Below are 16839 nucleotides of genomic sequence, written 5' to 3'. Positions count from 1 at the left end.
CGCTAGCGGTGACGGACCGCACTGTCACCGGCAGGTCCGGCAACCGAGACCCCGCCCGGCGCGGTCATAGGGTGTCCGGGTGCTGATCTGCCTGCCGCCCTCCGAGGGCAAGACCCCCGCGCCCGAGGGTGCCGCCCCGGTCGACCTGGCCCGCCTCACGGCGGCGGCGCACCTCACCGACCAGCGCCGCGCGGTGCTCGACGCGCTCGCCGCCGCGAGCGCCCGGCCGGACGCGACCTACCTCCTGGGCGTGGGCGCGTCGCTCGGCGACGAGGTCGCGCGCAACACCGACCTCAAGGCCGCGCCGACGGCGCCCGCCGCCCAGGTCTACACCGGCGTGCTGTACGCCGCGGCCGGCCTCGCGGACCTGCCCGGCGACGCGGCCCGCCGCGCCGCCGACGACGTCCGCGTCTTCTCGGGCCTGTGGGGCGCCGTCTCCCCCGCCGACCGCATCCCGGCGTACCGCCTCTCGATGGGCGTCGACCTGCCCGGTGTCGGCAAGCTCGCCACCGCGTGGCGGTCGCACCTGTCCGCCGCTCTCGACGCGCGTGCCGCGGGCGACGTCGTCGTCGACTGCCGCTCGGCGGCCTACCTCGCCGCGTGGAAGCCGGCCACGACCGGCGACGCGGCCGCCGACTGGGTGGCCGTCCGCGTGGTGCGCGAGACGGACGGGAAGCGCGCCGTCGTCTCGCACAACGCCAAGCACACGCGCGGCGTGCTCGCGGGCCACCTGCTGCGCCGCTCCGGCCCGGCGCCCACCAGCGCCGCAGAGCTGCTCGACGCCGCCCGCGAGCTCGACGGTCAGGTCATCGGCACGGAGGTCGGGACGGGCCTGTCGTACCGGATGGTCGAGGCCACCCTGCACGACGCCGCCACCCGGCGCGGCCCGCGCACCCTCGAGGTCGTCATCGCCTGACGGGCGGGTCGTCGGACACCCGGCGACACTGGCCGCATGGCCTACGACGAGGTCCTCGCCGCGCGCGTGCGCGACGCCGTCGCCGAGCGCGCGGAGTTCACCGAGCAGAAGATGTTCGGCGGGCTGGCGTTCATGGTGCACACGCACATGGCCGTCGGGATCACCCGCGACGAGCTCATGGTGCGCGTCGGCACGGACGGCTACGACGCGGCTCTCGCTGACGGGGCGCACGAGCTGCGGATGGGCGAACGCGTGATGCGCGGGACGGTCGGGGTGGCGGCGTCGGTCACCGCCGACGAGGACGCGCTGCACCACTGGGTGGCCCGCGGTGTCGACCTCGCCCTGGCCACCCCTCCCCAGCCGCCCCGGCCCACCAGGGCGAAGGGGTAGGCGCCGCGGCGCGCGGGCTCAGGCGTCGGTCGGGTACCCGGCCGCGGTGACCTCCGCGAGCGCAGGCTCGCCGTCCTCCCCGAGGCCGAAGCGCAGCACGGTGAGCGAGCAGGGAGGCACGCGCAGCAGCCGCCACGACGACGCGGGCGCACCGAGCGAACGCCCCGCCAGGGCGCGGATCGTCACGGTATGCGCGACGACGACGGCCGCCGCGCCCGGGTCCGTCGCGGTGACGACGTCCCGCAGCCCGGCCCACGCCCGCTCGCCCACGTCCTCGTACGACTCGCCGCCGGGCGCCCGGTCGGTGCCCGTCGTGGCCCAGGCGGCGAACTCGTCGGGCCAGCCGGCGGCGATGGCGTCGGGGGTGAGGCCCTCCCAGTCGCCGAACACGCACTCGGCGAACCGGTCGTCCGGGCGCACGTGCTGGCCGGTGCGCCGCCCGACCGCCGCGGCGGTCTCGAGCGTGCGCACGAGGGGCGAGGCGACGAGGGCACCCGCGCGCGGCAGGTCCGGCCACAGGTCCTTGCCGAGGCGGAAGACGGCGTCCGCGGCGCGCGCCGCCTGCGTGCGTCCCCGCGTCGTCAGCGACGGCCCGGGGACGCCGCCGCCCGAGTAGGCGCGCGCCTCGGTCAGCTCCGTCACGCCGTGCCGGACGAGCACGACGGTGCGCAGGGTGGTGCCCGCCCCGGTGCCCGCCGCCGGGCTCGCTCCGGACGGTCGGGTCATCAGGCCGCGGCGCCGTCGTCCGCCGGGCGCACGAGGATGCGGCCGCACTCCTCGCACCGCACGACCTGCTCGGGCGGAGCCGCCTTGACCGCGGCGAGGTCGCGGGGGTTGAGGTCGAGGCGGCAGCCCTCGCACCGGCCGCCCCGCAGCGCCGCGGCGCCGACACCGCCGAGCTGGGCGCGCAGCTTGTCGTACAGGGCGACCAGGCCGGCGTCGAGCCCGGCCGCGGTCGCCTCGCGCTCCGCCTTGACCTTCGACCCGGTCGCGTTGATCTCGGCCCAGGCCTCGTCCCGCTCGGCGGTGGCCTTCGCCTTCGCGGCCTCGAGCTCGGCGTGCGCCGACTCCACCTCGGCCAGCGAGCCCTGGTGCGCCTCCAGGCGCTCCATGACCTCGATCTCGGCGTCCTCGAGGACCGACTGGCGGCGGGCCAGGGACTCGAGCTCGCTCACCAGGGCCTGGGAGTCCTTCGCCGACAGGGCGCCGGAGTCGAGCTTCTGCTGGTCGCGCTCGGCCCGGGTGCGCACCTGGGCGACGTCGGACTCCGCCTTGGCGAGCTCGCGCTCGAGGTCGGCCACGGCGGTGCGCGAGTCGACGAGCGACGTGTGCAGGTCGCCGATGCGGCCGTCGAGCTCGGCGATGGTCGCCAGCGCCGGGTGGTTGCGGCGCTGGTGGACGAGCTGCTGCAGCCGGGTGTCGAGGGCCTGGACCTCGAGCAGTCGGCGCTGGTCCTCGGGGGGTGCAGTGGCCACGGGCGGGTCCTCTCGCAGTGATTCAGCTGGTGGGGCGGTCGGTCTCGCGCACGGTGCTCGGCACCCGCGCGGTCCACGGGTCGGTGCCGATCGTGCTCACCCTCGTGGTCACCGTACCGTCTCCGGAACCGTCTCCGGTCCCCCCTCCGGCCCGCTCCCCGAGCCGCGCCAGGACGTCGTCGGCGGCGTACGCGAGCCACGGCCACTCGCTCGCGAAGTGGGCCACGTCCACGAGGAACGGCGTCGCCGTGACGCCGGGTCCCGCCTCGAAGTCCGCCCGCTCCCGCAGCTCCGAGACGGGGTGGTGGCGCAGGTCGGCGGTCACGTAGACGTCGACGGCGGCGGCTCGGACGGCGTCGAACAGCGAGTCCCCGGAGCCGCCCACCACGGCGGCGGTCGCGACCGGGGCGTCGAGGTCGCCGGCGACGCGCACGCCCTGCGCCGTCGCCGGCAGCACGGCCGCGACGCGCTCGGCGAACGCACCGAGCGTCGTGGGCTCGGCGAGCCGCCCGACCCGGCCGATCCCCCGCACGACCCCGTCGCCGTCGTCCCCGACGACGAGGGGGCTCCGGTCGGTGATGCCGACGAGGTCCGCGAGCGCGTCCGCGACGCCGCGCGGGGCGGCGTCGGCGTTGGTGTGCGCGACGTACAGGCCGCAGCCCGCGGTGAGCAGCCGGTGCACGACGTCGCCCTTGAACGTCGTCGCCGCCACCGAGTGCACGGGCCGCAGGAACAGGGGGTGATGGGTGACGAGCAGGTCCGCGCCCCAGGCGATCGCCTCGTCGACCACCGCGGCCACGGGGTCCACGGCGAGAAGGATCTTGCGCACCGGCGCCGCCGGGTCGCCCACCACCAGGCCGACGGCGTCCCAGCCCTCCGCCGTCGACGGCGGGTAGAGGTCCTCGAGGGCGGCGACGACGTCGCGCAGCCTCGGAGGGTTCGCGGGGGTGCGCGGTGCGGTGCTGTCTCCGGTGCCGGTGGTCATGGCCCCGACCCTAAGGCTCGGTGGCTATTTGGCGTCGGCGTAGGAGTCGACCGCCGCGACGGTCAGCGGGAAGTCGACCGGGAAGTCCCCGAACAGCAGGCGGCCCGCTTCCTCGGCGGCCGCGCGCACCTCGGCCGCGACCACGTCGGCGAGCTCCCGCGGGGCGTGAACCACCACCTCGTCGTGCAGGAAGAACGCCAGGTGCGGGCGGTCGGCGAACGGGGCGGGGGCCAGGCCGGGCCGCGCTCCCCCGGCGGCGCCGAGCGCCCAGAGGCGGCGGCGGATCGAGGCCAGCCAGCACAGCGCCCACTCCGCCGCGGTGCCCTGCACCACGAAGTTGCGGGTGAACCGCCCCCACGACCGGGTCGCCGACCGGGCGCGCGCCGCGGCGTCGGCCCCCGCGTCGTCGGCGAACGCCCCCGCCTGCGCCTCGTCCCAGGCGGAGCCGGGGGCGGGGGACGACCGGCCGAGCCACGTCGTCACGACGCCGCCGCGCTCCCCCGTGCGGGCCGCCTCCTCCACCAGCGCGATCGCCCGCGGGTACTCCCGGCCCAGCCGCGGCAGCACCTGGGCGCTCGCCCCCGTGGTGCCGCCGTACATCGCGCCGAGCATGCCCACCTTGGCCAGCTCCCGCGTCGGCACCGCCCCGGACGCGACGATGCCGGCATACAGGTCGCCGGCGCGGCCCGCCGTCGCCATCGCCTCGTCGCCCGCCATGCCCGCCAGGACGCGCGGCTCGAGCTGGGCGACGTCCGCCACGACGAGGCACCAGCCCGGGTCGGCGACCACCGCGCGCCGCACGCCCTTCGGGAGCTGCAGCGCCCCGCCACCGGTGGAGGCCCAGCGTCCGGTCACCACGCCGCCCACCACGTACTCGGTGCGGAACCTCCCGTCGGTCACCCACTCGTCGAGCCAGTGCCAGCCGTTGGCGGTGAGCAGCCGGTAGAGGTTCTTGTACTCCAGCAGCGGCGGGACGACCGGGTGGTCGATCGTCGAGAGCTCCCACTTGCGCAGGCTGCGCGCCCCGACCCCCGCGTACTGCATCGCCTTGAGCAGGTCGGGGTGCGAGTCGGGGTTGAGGGACGGCGGCGCGTCGAGGGCCGCCCGGATCTGCCGGGCGAGCTCCTCGAGCCGCGCGGGTCGCTGCCCCTCGGGCGGCCGGGGGCCCAGCGCCTCGGTGAGGACGGCGTCGTGCACGTCGGCGCGCCAGGGCAACCCGGCGTGGTGCATCTCGGCCGCGACCAGCGCGCCCGCCGACTCCCCCGCCGCGAGCAGCCGCAGCCGCCCGGGGGCCGTCGAGCCGCGCACCGCGTCCTCCTGCCGCCGCAGCTCCGCCACGGGGTCGACCGCCTCGTCCCCCTGCGGGGCCGGGGCCGACGGCGCGGGTGCCGCGAGGTCGAAGAGCGCCTCGCCCTGCGGCGCGCGGCGGGCGCCCACCGGCGGCGCCGCGCCCGCCGGCGTCGGGGTCATCGTGTCCCACGCGCCGGCCGGCGACCCCGCGAGCTCCGAGCCCGCGGTCGCCGTGGAGTGCCGCAGGACGCGGTGCACGAGGCGCAGGTCGTGCGACCGCTCCACGCGGACGCCCGCCCGCAGCAGGCCGAGGTACCAGCGGTTCGTGTCGTCCCACGTCCAGCGCGGCACGACGCCCCCCTTGCGCGCGCCGTCCTCCGCGTCCGCCACGAGCGCGGGCAGGTCCGCGGCGGGCACGGCACGCTGCGTACCGTCGTGCACGCGGACCGTGCCGCCGGGCTCTCGGGTCAGGACGACGTGCACGACGCCATCCTGCCGTCCCCCACCGACGCTCAGGCAGGTCGGGCCGCGAGCGCCCGGGCGTCGTCCAGCCGCGCGAGCTCGTGGTCGGTCAGCACGGGAACGGCACGACGCCGCGCGACCGCCTCGCCCAGGTGGTCGCGGTAGCCGGGCCCGGTCGCCCCCACGAAGGCGCTGAGCACCGCGCTCGCCACCCGCGCGACCACGTCGGAGGGACCCTCCACCGAGGCGTCCGCCGGCGAGAGCACCGTCTGCGCGAGGATCAGCGCCGTGGTCGCGACGTCCAGACCGGCGGGCCCGGTCCGGGCGTCGGTCCAGTCGATCACCACGGGCCCGCGCGCGGCCAGCACCACGTTCGACGGGTGCAGGTCGAGGTGCAGGAGGGGCCCGTCCGGCCAGGGCAGGGCGTGCAGGCGCGCGTGCAGCGACGCGAGGAGGGCTCCCGCCTCGCCCGCGTCGCGGCGGCCCGCCAGCAGCTCGTCCGCCAGCGTGGGGCCGGCCAGCCGCTCGAGCAGCATGCCGGGGCCGTCGACCCCGAGCACGGCGGGCGCCGGGTACCCCGCGTCGACGACGGCGGCGAGCAGGGTGGCGTCCCGGTGCGCGGGACGGCCGTCGCGGTAGCGGCGCAGCACCCGGTGGTCGTCCAGGGCGAAGACGTCGGCGTCGCGACCCGCGGCGATCAGCTCCATCGCGCCAGCGTGGCAGAGGTGTGCGACCACCGGCACCGGCATCTCGCCGCGCGACGAGCGCGCCGATGTGGTGCGCTGGCCCAGGTCGGCGTCCCCGGCCGGCCGGGCCCGCAGCCCGCAGCCCGCACCCCGCACGAGGAGGACCGCATGACGACCGAGCAGCCCGTCGAGACCGTCGACGTCGTGGTGATCGGCACGGGTCCGGGCGGGGAGGACGCGACCGGTCGGCTGGCCCGCGCAGGGCTCGACGTCGTCGCGGTCGAGGCGCGGCTGGTCGGCGGCGAGTGCCCCTACTTCGGCTGCATCCCGACCAAGATGATGGTGCGCGCGTCGGACGCGCTCGCGGAGGCCCGCCGGGCGGGCACGCTGGCCGGGCGGGTCGACGTCGTGCCGGACTGGGCGCCCGTCGCCGCGCGCGTCCGCGACGAGGCGACCGCCGACTGGGACGACACCGCCGCCGTCGAGCGGCTGGAGAAGGCGGGCGCGCGCGTCGTGCGCGGCCGTGGGCGCCTGGCCGGACCGGGCGAGGTCGTCGTGGCGACGGCCGACGGCGAGCGCCGCTTCCGCGCGACGCGCGGCGTCCTGCTCAACCCGGGCACCGAGCCGGCCGTGCCGCCGGTGGAGGGCCTGGCCGACACCCCCTACTGGACCAACCGCGACGCCGTGCGCGCGACCGAGGCGCCGGCGTCGCTCACCGTGCTGGGCGGCGGCGCCATCGGCTGCGAGCTGGCGCAGGTCTTCGCCCGGTTCGGCACCGCCGTGGAGGTCGTCGAGGCGGGCCCGCGCCTGCTGGCGCCCGACGAGCCCGAGGCGAGCACGCTCCTGGCCGGCCGCTTCGCCGCCGAGGGCATCGGGGTGCGCACCGGTGCCAAGGTGTCGTCGGTCTCGCACGACGGCGGCGGGTTCACCCTGACCCTCGGCGACGGCACGCAGCTGGTCTCCGAGCGGCTGCTGGTGGCCGCGGGCCGCCGTACCGACCTGCGGGCGCTCGGCGTCGCGACGGTCGGCATCGACGACACGGGCCGCACGATCCCCGTCGACGACCGGCTGCGCGCGGCGGACGGCGTCTGGGTGATCGGGGACGTCACCGGCAAGGGGGCGTTCACCCACGTGTCGATGTACCAGGCGCGCATCGCGGTCGCGGACATCCTCGCGGCCGGGGGCGACAGCGGAAACGGCGGGGACGCCGGCGGCGAGGAGCGTGCCGACTACCGCGCCGTCCCGCACGTGACGTTCACCGACCCGGAGATCGGCGGCGTCGGGCTCACGGAGGCCGCCGCCCGCGACGCCGGGACGACGGTCCGCACGGGCCTCACCGACCTCGCCGCGTCGTCGCGCGGGTTCGTGCACGGGCCCGGCAACGAGGGCCTGATCAAGCTGGTCGTGGACGCCGACGCCGGCGTGCTGGTCGGCGCGACCGCCGCCGGGCCGGCGGGCGGCGAGATCCTCGCGGTCCTCACCCTCGCCGTGCAGGCCCGGGTCCCCGTCCCCGAGCTGCGGCACATGATCTACGCCTACCCGACGTTCCACCGGGCGATCGAGAGCGCGCTGGCCGACCTCGACCACTGAGCCGCGGCGCGGGCACCGACCCGCGGACTCTCGTCGTGCACCACGTCACTCGGGGCGGGACGACGCAGGCCGCCCCGCCCCGCGTCACCGACGAGTCACGCGACGTCTTCGGCGAGGTCCGCGCCGAGTGCCTCGAGGATCGTGCTGGTCACCTCGTAGGGGCGGGAGACCGCGACGGCGTGGGAGGCCCCCGCCACCTCGTTCACGCCCCGCGCCCGCGCCCGCTGCGCCTCGGCCCTCAGCTCGGCGGCAGGGATGTTGCGATCCTGGTCGCCGAACACGAACCACGACGGCAGGGACTGCCACGCCGGCACGTCGGTGGGAAGCCCGTCCCGCAGGGCAGCCTCGGTGACCGGTCGCTGCGTGCGGGCCAGCCGCGTCGCCTCTGCCAGTGGCACGTCCGCCGCGAACTGTCCCGGGAACGCATCGAGCCTGATGGCGAGCTCGGCACCTCCCGTGCTCACCGGATAGGCCGTCAGCGCCTCACCGAGAGTGCTGCCCGGCGCCCTGCTCGAGAGCTCGAACGCGCTCTCGCCGTGGTCGGGCGCGAACGCCGCCACGTAGACGAGGCCGACGACGTCCGGATGGCCGGCCGCCGCCTCGGTGATCACGATCCCGCCGTACGAGTGCCCGACCAGGAGCACGGGTCGGCCGATCCCGGCGACGACGTCCCGGACGTAGGCGGCGTCGCCGGCCACGCTCCGCAGCGGGTTGGCGGCCGCGACGGCCTCGACGCCCCGCTCGTGCAACCGGTCGATGACGCCGTTCCAGCTCGCGGACTCGGCGAACGCGCCGTGCACGAGGACGACGGTGGGGTACTGGGTGTCCATCAGATTCTCCTGTCGTGAAAGTGGGTGGGTGGCTCAGCCGGCGTGGAGCGCCGTGCGGAGGACGTCGACGGCCTGCGCGATCGCGCCGGACGACGCGGCCGACGGCCGCAGGGGGTTGAGCATCATGAAGTCGTGGATCGTCGCGTTGTAGCGGACCGTCGTCGTCCGCACACCGGCGGCGACGAGCTTGCGCGCGTAGGCCTCGCCCTCGTCGCGCAGCACGTCGTTCTCGTCCACCACGACGAACGCCTCCGGCAGCCCCGCGAGGTCGTCCAGCGAGGCACGCAGGGGCGACGCGGTGATCTCCTGCCGTCGCGCCACGTCCGGCAGGTAGGCGTCCCAGAACCACGCCATCGACTTCGCGAGCAGGAACGGCCCTTCCGCGAACTCGAGGTAGCTCGCCGTGTCCTGTGCGGCGTCGGTCACCGGGTAGTACAGGGACTGGTGGCGGAACGTCACGTCGCCCCGCTGCTTCGCGAGGATCGTCACGGCCGCCGCCATGTTCCCGCCCACGGAGTCGCCGGCGACCGCGATCCGGGCGGGGTCGAGGCCGGCGTCCGCGCCGTGCGTGGTGATCCACCGCGCCACCGCGTAGGCCTGCTCGATCGCGACCGGGTAGTGCGCCTCCGGTGACCGGTCGTACTCGACGAACACGATGCCGACGCCGGCGCCGGTGGCGAGATCGCGGACGAGACGATCGTGCGTTGCGGCGTCGCCCAGCACCCAGCCGCCGCCGTGGATGTACAGGACCGCGGGCAGCGGCCCGACGCTCCCGACCGGCCGCACGACACGGGCCCGGACGTCGCCCACGGAGGCGCGCACCGCGAACCACTCCTCCTCGACGTCGGGCAGCGACGTGGGCTGCGACTGGACGTCGGCGAGGACCTTGCGGGCGTCGTCGGGCGTCATCTCGTAGAAGTACGGCGGGCTGGCGGTCGCGTCGGCCATGGCCTGGGCCTCGGGTTCGAGGACGTGGTCGCTCATGAGGATGTCCTTCCTGGGTTCGGCTGAAGGTCGCCGGACCGCGCTGCCGCGGCGGCCGTCCGGTGGACGGCGTGCGCCGTCGTCCTGAACGACCGGGCACCCGTCGGCGGCGTGACACCCCGCTACTCCACGAGCTTCCCGTCGGCGGAGACGTCGTGCATGCGTTCGGCGATGTCCGTCGGGACGGCCGGGATCCGTTCCCGGCGCACGCCACCGTGCGGGGACCACACGAGGTTGACCTGCAGCTCCGGGTCCAGGTCGGGGTGGTCGGACCGGTTGTGGCATCCCCTCGACTCCCGACGTTCCAGGGCGCACTCGAGCGTGGCGCGCGCGGCGAGGACGGCGGACCGGAGGTCGAAGGCGTGCGCGAGGTCCTGGTAGCCCGCGATGTCGATGTGGATCCCCGCCCGCGTCATCCGGTCCTCGACCTCGCCGAGGGCGCCGAGCCCCGCACGCAGGCCCGACTCGTCCCGCACGACACCGGCGTGCTCGGTCATGAGGTCGCGGACGCTGCGCTGCATCGCGCGCACGTTCTGCTCCCCCTCGGCCGCGAGCAGGCGGTCGACCGACGACTCGGCGTCGCGGACCGCGCCGAGCGACCGGCGCTGTGCCGCGAGCCCGGCCGAGTACTCGGCAGCAGCCCGGCCGGTGATCCTGCCGTACACCATGAGCTCGATGAGGGAGTTGCCCCCGAGCCGGTTCGCCCCGTGCAACCCGCTCGACGCCTCGCCGATGACGAAGAGCCCCGCCACGTCGGTGCTGTGGTCCTCCGGCCGCACCCACACACCACCCATCGAGTAGTGCGCGGTGGGCGCCACCTCGATCGGGTCACGCGTCACGTCCAGCACCTGCAGGTCCATGAGCGTCTGGTAGACGCGCGGCAACCGCGTGAGGATCGTCTCCCGCGGCAGGTGCGAGAGGTCGAGCCACACGCCGCCGGCACGGGTGCCACGGCCGGCCCTGATCTCGCTGTACGACGCGAGGGCGACCCGGTCACGGGTGGACAGCTCCATCCGCTCCGGGTCGTACCGCGCCATGAAGCGCTCCCCGAGGTTGTTGAGGAGCACGCCGCCCTCGCCGCGGGCCGCCTCGCTCACGAGCGTCCCGGCGGCGCTCTCCGGTTCGATCAGGCCCGACGGGTGGAACTGCACCAGCTCCGCGTCACGGAGACGGGCGCCTGCCTCGGCCGCGAGTCGGAACGAGTCCCCGGTGTTCTCGTCGCGCCGCGACGACGTGCGCCGCCAGATCCGCGTATGGCCGCCGGTCGCGAGGATCACGGCGTCGGCGTGGACGAGGTAGCGCGACCCGTCGACGAGGTCGAAACCATAGGCGCCGAAGACGACGCCGTCGTCCACCAGAAGCCGCGTCACGTAGACCGTCGACAGCACCGGGATCTCCAGCTCGGCCGCGCGCCCGACCAGCGTCCGCTGCACCTCGAGGCCGGTGTAGTCGCCGACGAACGCGGTGCGCCGATAGGTGTGGGCGCCGAAGTAGCGCTGCGCGATCCGTCCGTCGGCCTGGCGATCGAAGCGCATGCCGTAGCGCTCCAGGTCGTCGATCCCGCGGGACGCGCCCTGCGTCACCACCTGAACGGTCCGCGGGTCGGCCAGGAGGTAGCTCTCCTGGAGCGTGTCGGCGGCGTGCTGCTCCCAGGTGTCGGCCGGGTCGGTCGTGGCCAGGGCCGCGTTGATCCCGCCGGCGGCGAGGGACGTGTGCGCGTCGGGCGCGGGACGCTTGCCGACCGCGAGCACGGCCACCCCCGTCTCGGCCAGCTCGATCGCGGCACGCAGGCCGGAGCCGCCGGTGCCGATCACGAGGACCGAGGTGGCGAGCTGATGGATGCGTGGGGACACGGTTCCTCCTGCGACTGACGTCCGGTGACCCAGCACCGACCGCGTGGCGGCGCCGGATGTGACACCCGCCGGTAATCTGCCCCGGAGGGCGACCGCGCCGGAGCGCGCCCCGCGAGGCCCAGGAGTCCGATGAGCGCGAATCCCCTGCCCCACCTGGTCGGACGTCTCGTCGAGCGCGCCGCTCTCGACGAGGTCCTCACGACCGTTCGTCGCGGCAGCTCGGCCGTCCGCGTCCTGCGGGGCGGGGCGGGCGTCGGCAAGTCCGTGCTGCTCGACTACGCCGCGGCCCAGGCGTCGGGCGTCACGGTGACCCGGACCCTCGGCGTCGAGGCGGACATGGAGCTGGCGTACGCCGGGCTGCAGCAGCTCTGTGCGCCTTTCCTCGACCAGGCCCGGGACCTGCCGGGCCCGCAGCGTGACGCCCTGCAGGTCGCGTTCGGCACGGCGACCGGCGCCCCGCCCGCACGCTTCCTGGTCGGTCTCGCGGTGCTGACCCTGCTCACCCGGGCGTCCGAGACACGACCGGTGCTCGTCGTCGTCGACGACGCACAGTGGTTGGACCAGGCGTCCCTCCGGACGCTCGAGTTCGTCGCGCGCCGGCTCCTGGCCGAGCCGGTCGCCCTGGTGGCCGCGGTGCGCGATCCGGAGGGCGCGACGGCCCTGGCCGGCCTGCCGGAGCTGAGCGTCGACGGCCTCGACCCTCGATCTGCCGGGGAGCTGCTCGACCGGGCGGTCGGCGGGCGGCTCGAGCGCCGGGTGCGGGACCGGCTGGTCGCCGAGACGCACGGGAACCCGCTCGCCCTGCTGGAGCTGTACCGCGGACGTAGCGCCGCCGAGCTGGCCTACGGGCTGGACGCGACCGGACGCGGCTCCGTCGCGACCCGCGTCGAGGAGGACTTCGCCCGGCGCCTGGGAGCGCTCCCCTCGCCCACCAGGCTGCTCCTGCTGGTCGCCGCGGCGGAGCCGGTCGGGAACACACGCCTGCTCGTGAAGGCGACCGAGCACCTGGGCGTGGCGCCCGATGCCGCACCCGCCAAGGCCGCCGGGCTCGTCGAGTTCGGGGAGTCGGTCCGCTTCCGGCATCCGCTCGCCCGCTCCGCCGTCTACCGTGCGGCGAGCCCGACGGAGCGCCGCCTCGTGCACGGTGCGCTCGCTGCGGCCACCGACCCGGTGCACGATCCCGACCGCCGTGCATGGCATGCCGCGCAGGCCTGCGAAGGTCCCGACGAGGAGGTCGCGGACGCACTGGAGCGGGCCGCCGGACGCGCGCGGCAGCGCGGCGGCATGGCCGCCGAGGCCGTGCTGCTCGAGCGCGCCGCGGAGCTGACGCCCGACGCGGGACGGCGCGGACGGCGTGCCCTGGCCGCGGCCGAGGCCCACTTCTCGGCCGCGGCCCCGGACCGGGCGACAGAGCTAGCGACCCTCGCCGACCTGTCCCCCCTCGGCCCGCCGGACCGGGCACGGGTGAACCGGCTCCGCGCCCGCGTGCTGTTCGCGCGCAGCCGCAGCGACGAGGCCGCCCCGTTGTTGCTCGACGCCGCGGCAGGGCTCGCCGCGGCGGGGTCGCCGCTGGCGCGGGAGACCTATCTCGAGGCGATCAGCGCCGCCGTGTTCTCCGGACGCGTCCACGGGCCCGCGGGGGTCGCCGCGGCCGCGTCGGCGGCCCGCGGCCTGGACGCGGCGCTCCTCGGCTCCGGTCCGTCGGACGCGCTGCTCGACGCCATCGCGACCCTCCTGGCCGACGGTCCTGAGCACGGTGTCGGTGCTATCCGTGCGGCGCTCGACCCGTTCGCGCGCGAGGAGCTGCCCGGGCCGGAGGCCGCCATGCGATGGCTCCTGCTGGCCCCGGTCGCCCTCGAGGCGTTCTTCCACCACGCGTGGGACTTCACGGCCTGGGACCGGATCTCCGCGCGCGCGGTGCGGCTGGCCCGCGACATCGGTGCCCTTGGTGTGCTGCCGCCCCTGCTCGTCTACACGGCCGGTGTCGACGTCTTCCACGGCGACTTCGCGGGCGCGGGACGCAAGATCGGCGAGGCGGACGCGGTCGCGGCCGCCACCGGCAACGCCCCGTTCGCCTACGCGTCGCTCGTCCTGATGGCGTGGCGCGGCGAGGAGGGCCCCGCCGTCGCCTTGTTCGACGAGGCGCGCGCCCGGGCCGCGCAGGGCGGCGAGGCCTCGCTTCTCGCCGCCGCCGGCTACGTCCAGGGTGTCCTCTACAACGGCCTCGCGCGCTACGACGAGGCCCTCGCGGCGTCGAGCACCGTCATCGAGCACGACGGGTTCAACTTCGTGGGCCTGTCGCTCATCGAGCACATCGAGGCCGCAGTGCGCTGTGGCGAGCTCGAACGAGCCGCGACCGCGTTCGAACGCCTGGAGTCACTGGCACGGGTGGCTGACACGGGGTGGGCGCACGGCATCCGGGCGCGCTGCCGGGCGCTTCTGGACGAGGGCCCCGAGACCGACCAGCTGTACCGCACCGCGATCGACCACCTGGGTCGGGACGGCGTGTCCGCGGAGGTCGCCCGCACCCATCTGCTCTATGGCGAGTGGCTGCGCCGCGCGGGCCGACGCACCGCGGCCCGGGAGCAGCTGCGCACCGCGTACGAGATGTTCGCGGCGATGCCCGCCGTCGCCTTCGCCGAGCGCGCGCGCCGCGAGCTGATCGCGACCGGGGCCAAGGTGCGCGCGCGGGAGGAGCGGGCGAGCGCCCGGCTCACCCCGCAGGAGGCGCAGATCGCGGCGCTGGCCGCGGACGGCATGACCAACCCCAGGATCGGTGCGGAGCTCTTCCTGAGCCCGCACACGGTCGAGTGGCACCTGCGCAAGGTGTACACGAAGCTCGGCATCGCCTCGCGCCGGGAGCTCTCCCGCGCTCTGGGGCGCTCCGGCGCGGAGAGCGAGGGCGCGCCCGCACGAGCGTGAGGACGGCGCGACCCTTCCGACCACGTTCCCGACCACTCGACCGACCACGCAACCGACCACGGAGGTGCGTGGCGCGGTGGGCCGCGCCACGACCGGACGGTGGGAACGTCGTCCTGCCGGGCGACATCCACCCGAAGGAGTCGCCATGGACGCGTCGACGACCGAGACCAGCCCCCTCACCAGCCCTCGCACGCAGGAGGGCCCTACGCACGACCCCGACAGCGCCGACCTCGAACGTGCGAGCGCGTTCTTCGTCTCGCAGCGAGCCCGGCTGTTCCGCGTCGCCTCCAGGGTGGTCGGAGGCGACGCGGGCAGCGCTGAGGACGTGGTCCAGGAGGCGTGGCTGCGATGGCAGCGCACGGACCGGACGCGGGTGCGCAACCCCGAGGCGTTCCTCACCACCACGACGACCCGGCTCGCGATCAACGTCGTCCAGTCGGCCGGACGACGACACGAACGCCCCGGCGACGTCCAGGACGCGCGGACGTCCGACGACCTCACCAACCCCTCCGTCCGGGCGGACCAGACGGCCGCCGTCGCGGAGGCGCTCGGCCTGCTCCTGGCACGGCTGTCGGGCCGCGAGCTCGGCGCATACCTGCTCCGCAGCGTCTTCGACTACCCGTACGACGACGTCGCACGCATCCTGCGCACGAGTGCGGTCAACGCGCGGCAGCTCGTGCGCCGCGCCGCCTGTCGTCTCGCCGACGGCCCGGTGCGGACCCCGGTCGCGCGCTCGACGCACCGGCGCCTCGTCCACGCGTTCCTGGTGGCGGCACGTGAGGGCGAGGTCGCGGCGCTGGAGGAGCTCCTGACGTACCGGGGCGTGGCGGCAGCGGCCTAGAGCCCGGGTTCGGGGACACGGGTGTCACACGCGCCCCCGGTGCACGGTCGTCCGGGCGGACAGGCGGAGGGTCGAGTCGCAGGTAAGGACGAGACTCACCGGGTTTCACCGGGGCGGGCCGCCGGGCCGCCATGCCGGAAGCAGAGAGCGACTGGACCCCCTCGTCACCCCTGCCTGCCGCCGGTGCCGGTCAGCGCACCTGTTGGGTGGGCCGCAGCAGGATCTCGTTGAGGGACACGTGCGGCGGGCGAGTCACCGCGAAGAGGATGGTCTCGGCGACGTCCTCGGGGTCGAGGACGCGGATCTCGCCCGCCATCCGTGCGGCGAGCTCGCGCATCGCAGGGTCCGAGAGGTGCCCCGCGAGCTCCGTGTCCACCATGCCCGGCTCGACGACCACGACGCGCACGCCCTGCGACGCGACCTCCTGCCGCAACGCCTCGGAGAACGCGTTGACTCCGTGCTTGGTCGCGGCGTACACACCCGACCCTGCCGAGGCGGTGCGGCCCGAGGTCGAGGAGGTCTGCACCAGCGTGCCCCGGCTGGCCACGAGGTGCGGCAGTGCCGCGTGCGACACGTGCAGGGTGCCGAGAAGGTTCGTCCGCGTCATCCGCTCCCACTCTCCGGGGTCGGCGGACTGCACCGTGGCGGAGAGCATGACGCCCGCGTTGTTGACGACGACGTCGAGTCCGCCGAGCACTTCGGCCGCGGCGGCGACCCCGGCCCGTGCCGACGCCTCGTCGGCGACGTCGAGCACCCGCGGCGTCACGTGCCCCGCCAGGCCCGCTGCCCGTGACGCCACCTCCTCGAGGCGGTCGAGACGCCGCCCGGCCGCGACGACGTGCGCGCCCGCGCCGGCGAACGCCAGCGCGACGGCGGCGCCGATCCCCGACGACGCCCCGACCACCAAGGCCCTTCGACCGGTCATGTCCATGGCTGCTCCCTCGTTCGTCAAGGTGACCGCTCGGTCACCTTGACGAGACTATCACCCAAGATGACCCTCGGGTCATGTACGTGCTAGCGTCCCGGCGGAGGAGGTGGTGGACATGCGGTCGGACGCGATGCGGAACCGCGAGGCACTCGTGACGGCCGCGGCGACCGTCCTGGCCGACGCCGGCCTCGACGCCTCCGTGGCGGAGATCGCCGCGAGCGCGGGGGTGGCGAAGGGCACGGTGTTCCGGCACTTCGCCACCAAGGAGGACCTCGTGGCGGTGGTCGTCGCCCGCCATGTCGAGGGCCTTGCGGAGCGCGCAGAAGAGCTCCTGTCGGAGCAGGACCCGATGGAGGCGCTCAGCGCGTTCGTGGCCGCCGGGACAGAGCTGCAGGCGCGTGATCGAGCGTTCTGCCAGGTCGCGGCCACCGCCGAGCTCACGGTGCCGGGTCTGGTCGAGCGGCGCGAGCGCCTCGAGGAGATCGCGGACCTCCTCGCACGCCGCGCCCGGGACGCCGGCCAGGCCCGATCCGGGCTGACGGGGCGCGACGTGATCGGACTCATGACCGCCGCCTACCAGGGGGCGTGCGCCGCCGGTGACCCCGAGCGCTGGCCCTACTTCCAGAAGATCCTGCTGGCGGGCCTGCGTACGATCGACGAGGCGTCGCCCGACGCCTGACCGACGGT

General features: G+C 75.7%; 15 protein-coding genes. 6 read left to right on the top strand and 9 right to left on the bottom strand.

The genetic code is table 11. From position 1 onward, the window contains the following. Positions 1 to 79: 79 nt before the first annotated feature. Complete coding sequence (locus tag ACFVS0_RS00695; RefSeq protein ID WP_430586880.1) at positions 80 to 916, top strand: YaaA family protein; 837 nt, start codon at positions 80 to 82, stop codon at positions 914 to 916. A 36-nt stretch (positions 917 to 952) separates the two neighbouring features. Then, on the top strand, positions 953 to 1306 hold the full coding sequence (locus ACFVS0_RS00690; RefSeq protein WP_430585771.1) for a TfoX/Sxy family protein: 354 nt from the start codon (positions 953 to 955) through the stop codon (positions 1304 to 1306). Positions 1307 to 1324: 18 nt separating this feature from the next. Here ACFVS0_RS00690 and ACFVS0_RS00685 read toward each other — a convergent pair whose 3' ends face one another. The 5 genes from ACFVS0_RS00685 to ACFVS0_RS00665 are packed head-to-tail and all read right to left on the bottom strand — an operon-like array spanning position 1325 to position 6225. Then, positions 1325 to 2032, bottom strand: a complete 708-nt coding sequence (locus tag ACFVS0_RS00685) for a histidine phosphatase family protein (protein WP_430586879.1) — start codon at positions 2030 to 2032, stop codon at positions 1325 to 1327. Next, entirely contained in the window at positions 2032 to 2781 is a 750-nt protein-coding gene (locus ACFVS0_RS00680) for a zinc ribbon domain-containing protein (protein WP_430549996.1), read from the bottom strand. Before ACFVS0_RS00680 ends, ACFVS0_RS00685 begins: the two co-directional genes overlap by 1 nt. 22 nt (positions 2782 to 2803) lie before the next feature. After that, entirely contained in the window at positions 2804 to 3766 is a 963-nt protein-coding gene (locus ACFVS0_RS00675) for a Nif3-like dinuclear metal center hexameric protein (RefSeq protein WP_430586878.1), read from the bottom strand. A 24-nt stretch (positions 3767 to 3790) separates the two neighbouring features. After that, positions 3791 to 5539, bottom strand: coding sequence for a bifunctional 3'-5' exonuclease/DNA polymerase (locus tag ACFVS0_RS00670; RefSeq protein WP_430563660.1), 1749 nt, complete (start codon positions 5537 to 5539; stop codon positions 3791 to 3793). A gap of 29 nt (positions 5540 to 5568) precedes the next feature. Next, on the bottom strand, positions 5569 to 6225 hold the full coding sequence (locus tag ACFVS0_RS00665; RefSeq protein WP_430586877.1) for a phosphotransferase: 657 nt from the start codon (positions 6223 to 6225) through the stop codon (positions 5569 to 5571). 147 nt (positions 6226 to 6372) lie between these two features. Between ACFVS0_RS00665 and ACFVS0_RS00660 the strand changes: the two genes are divergently transcribed. Beyond that, positions 6373 to 7794 (top strand): dihydrolipoyl dehydrogenase family protein, encoded by a 1422-nt coding sequence (locus ACFVS0_RS00660; RefSeq protein ID WP_430563657.1) that lies wholly within the window; start codon positions 6373 to 6375, stop codon positions 7792 to 7794. A 95-nt stretch (positions 7795 to 7889) separates the two neighbouring features. Here the strand turns inward: ACFVS0_RS00660 and ACFVS0_RS00655 are convergent, their stop codons facing one another. The 3 genes from ACFVS0_RS00655 to ACFVS0_RS00645 all read right to left on the bottom strand — a co-directional run bounded on the left by ACFVS0_RS00655 (position 7890) and on the right by ACFVS0_RS00645 (position 11461). Next, the gene (locus ACFVS0_RS00655; protein ID WP_430563656.1) at positions 7890 to 8624 is read right to left on the bottom strand and encodes an alpha/beta fold hydrolase; all 735 of its coding nucleotides are present in this window, start codon (positions 8622 to 8624) and stop codon (positions 7890 to 7892) included. A gap of 33 nt (positions 8625 to 8657) precedes the next feature. Then, positions 8658 to 9608 (bottom strand): alpha/beta hydrolase, encoded by a 951-nt coding sequence (locus ACFVS0_RS00650; RefSeq protein ID WP_430586876.1) that lies wholly within the window; start codon positions 9606 to 9608, stop codon positions 8658 to 8660. Between the two features lie 122 nt (positions 9609 to 9730). Next, a complete protein-coding gene (locus tag ACFVS0_RS00645) occupies positions 9731 to 11461 on the bottom strand; it encodes an L-aspartate oxidase (protein WP_430586875.1) in 1731 nt (576 codons plus the stop codon). A 129-nt stretch (positions 11462 to 11590) separates the two neighbouring features. Here ACFVS0_RS00645 and ACFVS0_RS00640 point away from each other — a divergent pair, with 129 nt between their 5' ends. Both ACFVS0_RS00640 and ACFVS0_RS00635 read left to right on the top strand, forming a co-directional pair. Beyond that, positions 11591 to 14383, top strand: a complete 2793-nt coding sequence (locus ACFVS0_RS00640; RefSeq protein WP_430586874.1) for an AAA family ATPase — start codon at positions 11591 to 11593, stop codon at positions 14381 to 14383. A 145-nt stretch (positions 14384 to 14528) separates the two neighbouring features. Beyond that, on the top strand, positions 14529 to 15224 hold the full coding sequence (locus ACFVS0_RS00635) for a sigma factor (protein ID WP_430563652.1): 696 nt from the start codon (positions 14529 to 14531) through the stop codon (positions 15222 to 15224). 190 nt (positions 15225 to 15414) lie between these two features. On the opposite strand, the gene ACFVS0_RS00630 is transcribed toward ACFVS0_RS00635, so the two are convergent. Beyond that, positions 15415 to 16149: an SDR family NAD(P)-dependent oxidoreductase gene (locus ACFVS0_RS00630; protein WP_430563651.1), complete on the bottom strand. Its 735-nt coding sequence runs from the start codon at positions 16147 to 16149 to the stop codon at positions 15415 to 15417. Positions 16150 to 16267: 118 nt separating this feature from the next. Here ACFVS0_RS00630 and ACFVS0_RS00625 point away from each other — a divergent pair, with 118 nt between their 5' ends. Next, positions 16268 to 16831, top strand: coding sequence for a TetR/AcrR family transcriptional regulator (locus ACFVS0_RS00625; RefSeq protein ID WP_430586873.1), 564 nt, complete (start codon positions 16268 to 16270; stop codon positions 16829 to 16831). Positions 16832 to 16839 lie beyond the last annotated feature (8 nt).

Origin of the sequence: Isoptericola sp. NPDC058082 (assembly GCF_042885055.1) — a bacterium.
Classification (GTDB): domain Bacteria; phylum Actinomycetota; class Actinomycetes; order Actinomycetales; family Cellulomonadaceae; genus Isoptericola.
This window is presented reverse-complemented; position numbering and strand designations above follow the sequence as displayed.

Bases quoted from the DNA above. Each gene is read 5' to 3' on its own strand.
- ACFVS0_RS00690 (WP_430585771.1), top strand. From the start codon at position 953: ATGGCCTACGACGAGGTCCTCGCCGCGCGCGTGCGCGACGCCGTCGCC.
- ACFVS0_RS00685 (WP_430586879.1), bottom strand. From the start codon at position 2,032: ATGACCCGACCGTCCGGAGCGAGCCCGGCGGCGGGCACCGGGGCGGGC.
- ACFVS0_RS00675 (WP_430586878.1), bottom strand. From the start codon at position 3,766: ATGACCACCGGCACCGGAGACAGCACCGCACCGCGCACCCCCGCGAAC.
- ACFVS0_RS00665 (WP_430586877.1), bottom strand. From the start codon at position 6,225: ATGGAGCTGATCGCCGCGGGTCGCGACGCCGACGTCTTCGCCCTGGAC.
- ACFVS0_RS00660 (WP_430563657.1), top strand. From the start codon at position 6,373: ATGACGACCGAGCAGCCCGTCGAGACCGTCGACGTCGTGGTGATCGGC.
- ACFVS0_RS00655 (WP_430563656.1), bottom strand. From the start codon at position 8,624: ATGGACACCCAGTACCCCACCGTCGTCCTCGTGCACGGCGCGTTCGCC.
- ACFVS0_RS00650 (WP_430586876.1), bottom strand. From the start codon at position 9,608: ATGAGCGACCACGTCCTCGAACCCGAGGCCCAGGCCATGGCCGACGCG.
- ACFVS0_RS00640 (WP_430586874.1), top strand. From the start codon at position 11,591: ATGAGCGCGAATCCCCTGCCCCACCTGGTCGGACGTCTCGTCGAGCGC.
- ACFVS0_RS00635 (WP_430563652.1), top strand. From the start codon at position 14,529: ATGGACGCGTCGACGACCGAGACCAGCCCCCTCACCAGCCCTCGCACG.
- ACFVS0_RS00630 (WP_430563651.1), bottom strand. From the start codon at position 16,149: ATGACCGGTCGAAGGGCCTTGGTGGTCGGGGCGTCGTCGGGGATCGGC.
- ACFVS0_RS00625 (WP_430586873.1), top strand. From the start codon at position 16,268: ATGCGGTCGGACGCGATGCGGAACCGCGAGGCACTCGTGACGGCCGCG.